Below are 3,471 nucleotides of genomic sequence, written 5' to 3'. Positions count from 1 at the left end.
CGTCAATGGTGCCAAGGGCGACGGCAACCAGATGATGGTCAACGGCTTCGTCATGGTGGGGGCGCTCGCCATGAACAAGTCGCCGGTGACGCTGGAGCAGGTGACGCCGATCGCGCGCCTCACCGAGGAGATCCAGGTGATCGTGGTTCCCGCGAATTCGCCGATCAAGAATGCGCAGGATCTGGCTGCCGCGGTGAAGGCCGATATCGCCAAGGTGACCTTCGCCGGCGGCTCGGCCGGCGGCGTCGACCATGTCATGGCAGCATTGTTCGCGGGCGCCGTCGGCGCCGATGCCAAGAAGATCAACTACATCCCGTTCTCCGGCGGCGGCGAGTCGCTGGCGGCGATCCTCGGCGGCAAGGTCACGGCCGGCATTTCGGGCCTCAGCGAATATGAAGGGCAGATCAAGTCCGGCAAGTTGCGCGCGATCGGCGTGACGTCGGAAGCGCGCATCCCGGGCAGCGACATCCCGACTTTCAAAGAGCAGGGCATCGACCTCGTGATCGCCAACTGGCGTTCGGTGGTCGCGCCTCCAGGCATCACGCCGGAGCAGCGCAAGACCTTGAGCGATGCGGTCGAGAAGATGGTGAAGTCCGACGCTTGGAAGGAAATCCTCAAGCAGAAGGGCTGGGCGGACGCCTATCTCGGTGGCGACGCTTTTGCCGACTTCCTGAAGAAGGAAACGGTGCGTGTCACCGACGTGCTGAAATCGGTTGGCCTGGTCAAGTCATGACCTCGAGCGATCCCGTCCAGCCGCGGCGCGTCGATCGTGCCGGCCTCGTCATCGCTGCCCTGCTCGCAGGTCTCGCCGCGGTGCTGGTCTGGGACGCGCGCGGCCTGCAATCCACCGCCATGTACGGGATGGGGCCGGAGGCAATGCCGGTCGTGGTCGCCAGCGGCCTTACACTGCTTGCGATCGGCAACTTCATTGACGCATTGCGCGGCAATCTGCCGGCGCGCGAGAGCACCGATCCGGTTCCGGTGTTTCTGATCCTCATCGGACTTGCCCTGCTGATCGCCATCATCGGCTTTGGCGGTGGCTTCATCCTGGCGACGTCGGCGCTGTTCGTGACGACGTCGGCGGCCTTCGGCCGCCGTGCCATCGTGGTCGACTCCATCATTGCGCTCGTGATGTCGATCCTCATCTATCTCGCGTTCGACCGGTTGTTGACGCTGAGCCTGCCGACCGGCCCGCTGGAGCGACTGTTGTGACGGACACTTTTGCGGCCCTGGCGCACGGCATGGCCGTCGCCATCCAGCCGATGAACCTGCTTTATGCGCTGATCGGCGTGTTTCTCGGCACGGCTGTCGGCGTGCTGCCCGGAATCGGCCCGGCGCTGACGGTCGCGCTGCTGCTGCCGGTGACCTACAAGCTCGATCCCGGCGGTTCGCTGATCATGTTTGCGGGCATCTATTACGGCGGCATGTATGGCGGCTCGACCACCGCGATCCTGATCAACACGCCCGGCGAGAGCGCCTCGATGGCGACCGCTCTGGAAGGCAACAAGATGGCCAAAGCCGGTCGCGGCGGGCCGGCGCTCGCCACCTCCGCGATCGGCTCCTTTGTTGCGGGGACCATCGCTACGATCGGGCTCGCCTTCCTCGCGCCATGGCTGGTCGATGTCGCCGTCCGCTTCGGCCCTGAGGATTATTTCGCGCTGATGTGCGTCGCCTTCGTCACGGTGTCGGCGACCTTCGGCGATTCCCCGATCCGCGGCCTGACCAGCCTATTCATTGGCCTGACCCTTGGCCTCGTCGGCATCGACAAGTTGACGGGCCAGGCGAGGCTTACGTTCGGCGTCCCCGAGTTGCTCGATGGCGTCGAGGTGACGACGCTCGCGGTCGGCCTTTTCGCGGTCGGCGAAGCGCTCTATGTGGCGTCACGCCGCCACCACACCGAGGAAAAGCTCGAGCCGGTACGCGGTTCGCTGTGGATGACGAAGGAAGATTGGAAGCGCTCTTGGAAGCCATGGCTGCGCGGCACCATGTTCGGCTTTCCGATCGGCGCGCTGCCCGCAGGCGGTGCGGAGATCCCGACCTTCCTGTCCTATTCGACCGAGAAGCGGCTGACGAAGCATCCCGAAGAATTCGGCAAGGGCGCGATTGAAGGTGTCGCCGGACCCGAAGCCGCCAACAACGCCTCCGCCGCCGGCACGCTGGTGCCGCTCTTGACGCTGGGACTGCCGACCTCGGCGACAGCCGCGATGATGCTGGCGGGTTTCCAGCAATACGGCCTCAACCCGGGCCCGCTGCTGTTCGCCGAGCGGCCCGATCTGGTGTGGGGCCTGATCGCCAGCCTGTTCATCGCCAACATGATGCTGCTGGTGCTCAACCTGCCGCTGGTCGGCCTCTGGGTGCGGCTGCTCGCGATCCCGCAGCCCTGGCTTTACGCCGGCATCCTCGTGTTCGCGACCATGGGCACGATCGCGGCCAAGCCGTCGGTTGTGGAGTTGTCGATGCTGGCCGGCTTCGGCGTGCTCGGCTTTTTGATGCGCCGGTTCGATTTCCCGATCGCGCCCGTCGTGGTCGGCCTCATCCTCGGCCCGATCGCCGAGAGCCAGCTACGCCGTGCGCTCGCGATAAGCCTCGGCGATCCCATGACGCTGGTGCAGAGCCCGATCTCGGCGACGCTTCTCAGCATCGCGCTGATCGCACTGCTGGCGCCCTTCGTGCTGAAAGGGCTCGGGCGGTTCAAGGCGAACGAGGATTGAATATTTCGATGCACGCATCGTGTGATGCTGCGGTCACTCCTGGGGATACGCCATGCCGTCCGAAGTTCGCTCGCCCCGTCTCGCCGTCCTGATCGATGCCGACAATGCCTCCGCTAGGATTGCGGATGGATTGTTTGAGGAGATCGCCAAGATCGGCGAAGCCAGTGTTCGCCGCATCTACGGCGACTTCTCCAATGCGCGGTGCAAGGCCTGGGCCGATATCTTGTCGAAGCACGCCATCATCCCGCAGCAGCAATTCGCCTATACGACGGGCAAGAATGCATCCGACATCACCCTGGTCATCGATGCGAAGGACCTGCTTCACAGCGGACGCTTCGATGGCTTTTGCCTGGTCTCGTCCGACAGCGACTTTACGCGCCTTGCCGCACGCATCCGAGAGCAGGGCATCGATGTCTTTGGCTTTGGCGAGCAGAAGACGCCAGAAAGCTTTCGGCAGGCCTGTCGCCGATTCGTCTATACCGAGAACCTGCGCGGCGGCACGACGAACAACCAGGATTCAGCTGCGAAGCCTCAGCCGCTCCAGCCCCCGGATGCCGCCACTCCCGTGATCAAGAAAGCCATCGCCCAGATGGAAAGCGAGGACGGCTGGGTCGATCTTGGCGAGATGGGAAAGCGACTCATCGCCCTGGCCCCCGATTTCGATTCCAGGACCTTCGGCTCCCGCAAGCTGAGCGACCTTGTGCGCAAGACGAACGCCTTCGAACTTGAGGAGCAAGCGAAAGGCGGATCGGTGCGAATT

The 3,471-nt window shown here is 64.2% G+C and carries 4 protein-coding genes; all 4 read left to right on the top strand.

Annotated elements, in window-relative coordinates:
• Window positions 1–733: tripartite tricarboxylate transporter substrate binding protein (locus JHD07_RS16955; RefSeq protein ID WP_291624235.1), on the top strand; the 733-nt coding region annotated here is incomplete at its 5' end.
• Complete coding sequence (locus tag JHD07_RS16950) at window positions 730–1,212, top strand: tripartite tricarboxylate transporter TctB family protein (protein WP_291624233.1); 483 nt, start codon at window positions 730–732, stop codon at window positions 1,210–1,212. The genes JHD07_RS16955 and JHD07_RS16950, both read left to right, overlap by 4 nt.
• 29 nt (window positions 1,213–1,241) lie before the next feature.
• Window positions 1,242–2,711 (top strand): tripartite tricarboxylate transporter permease, encoded by a 1,470-nt coding sequence (locus JHD07_RS16945; protein WP_291624238.1) that lies wholly within the window; start codon window positions 1,242–1,244, stop codon window positions 2,709–2,711.
• A 52-nt stretch (window positions 2,712–2,763) separates the two neighbouring features.
• Window positions 2,764–3,471, top strand: a 708-nt coding sequence (locus tag JHD07_RS16940) for an NYN domain-containing protein (RefSeq protein ID WP_291624232.1), incomplete at its 3' end; no start/stop codon positions are given.

It is taken from the genome of Bradyrhizobium sp. (genome assembly GCF_016462955.1).
In the GTDB taxonomy this organism is placed as follows: Bacteria; Pseudomonadota; Alphaproteobacteria; order Rhizobiales; family Xanthobacteraceae; genus Bradyrhizobium.
The sequence above is the reverse complement of the archived record's forward strand: the minus strand, read 5'-3'. Positions and strand labels throughout refer to the sequence as shown.

Excerpts from the sequence above, each read along its gene's own strand:
- JHD07_RS16945 (WP_291624238.1), top strand. The coding sequence starts at position 1,242 with ATGGCCGTCGCCATCCAGCCGATGAACCTGCTTTATGCGCTGATCGGC.
- JHD07_RS16950 (WP_291624233.1), top strand. The coding sequence starts at position 730 with ATGACCTCGAGCGATCCCGTCCAGCCGCGGCGCGTCGATCGTGCCGGC.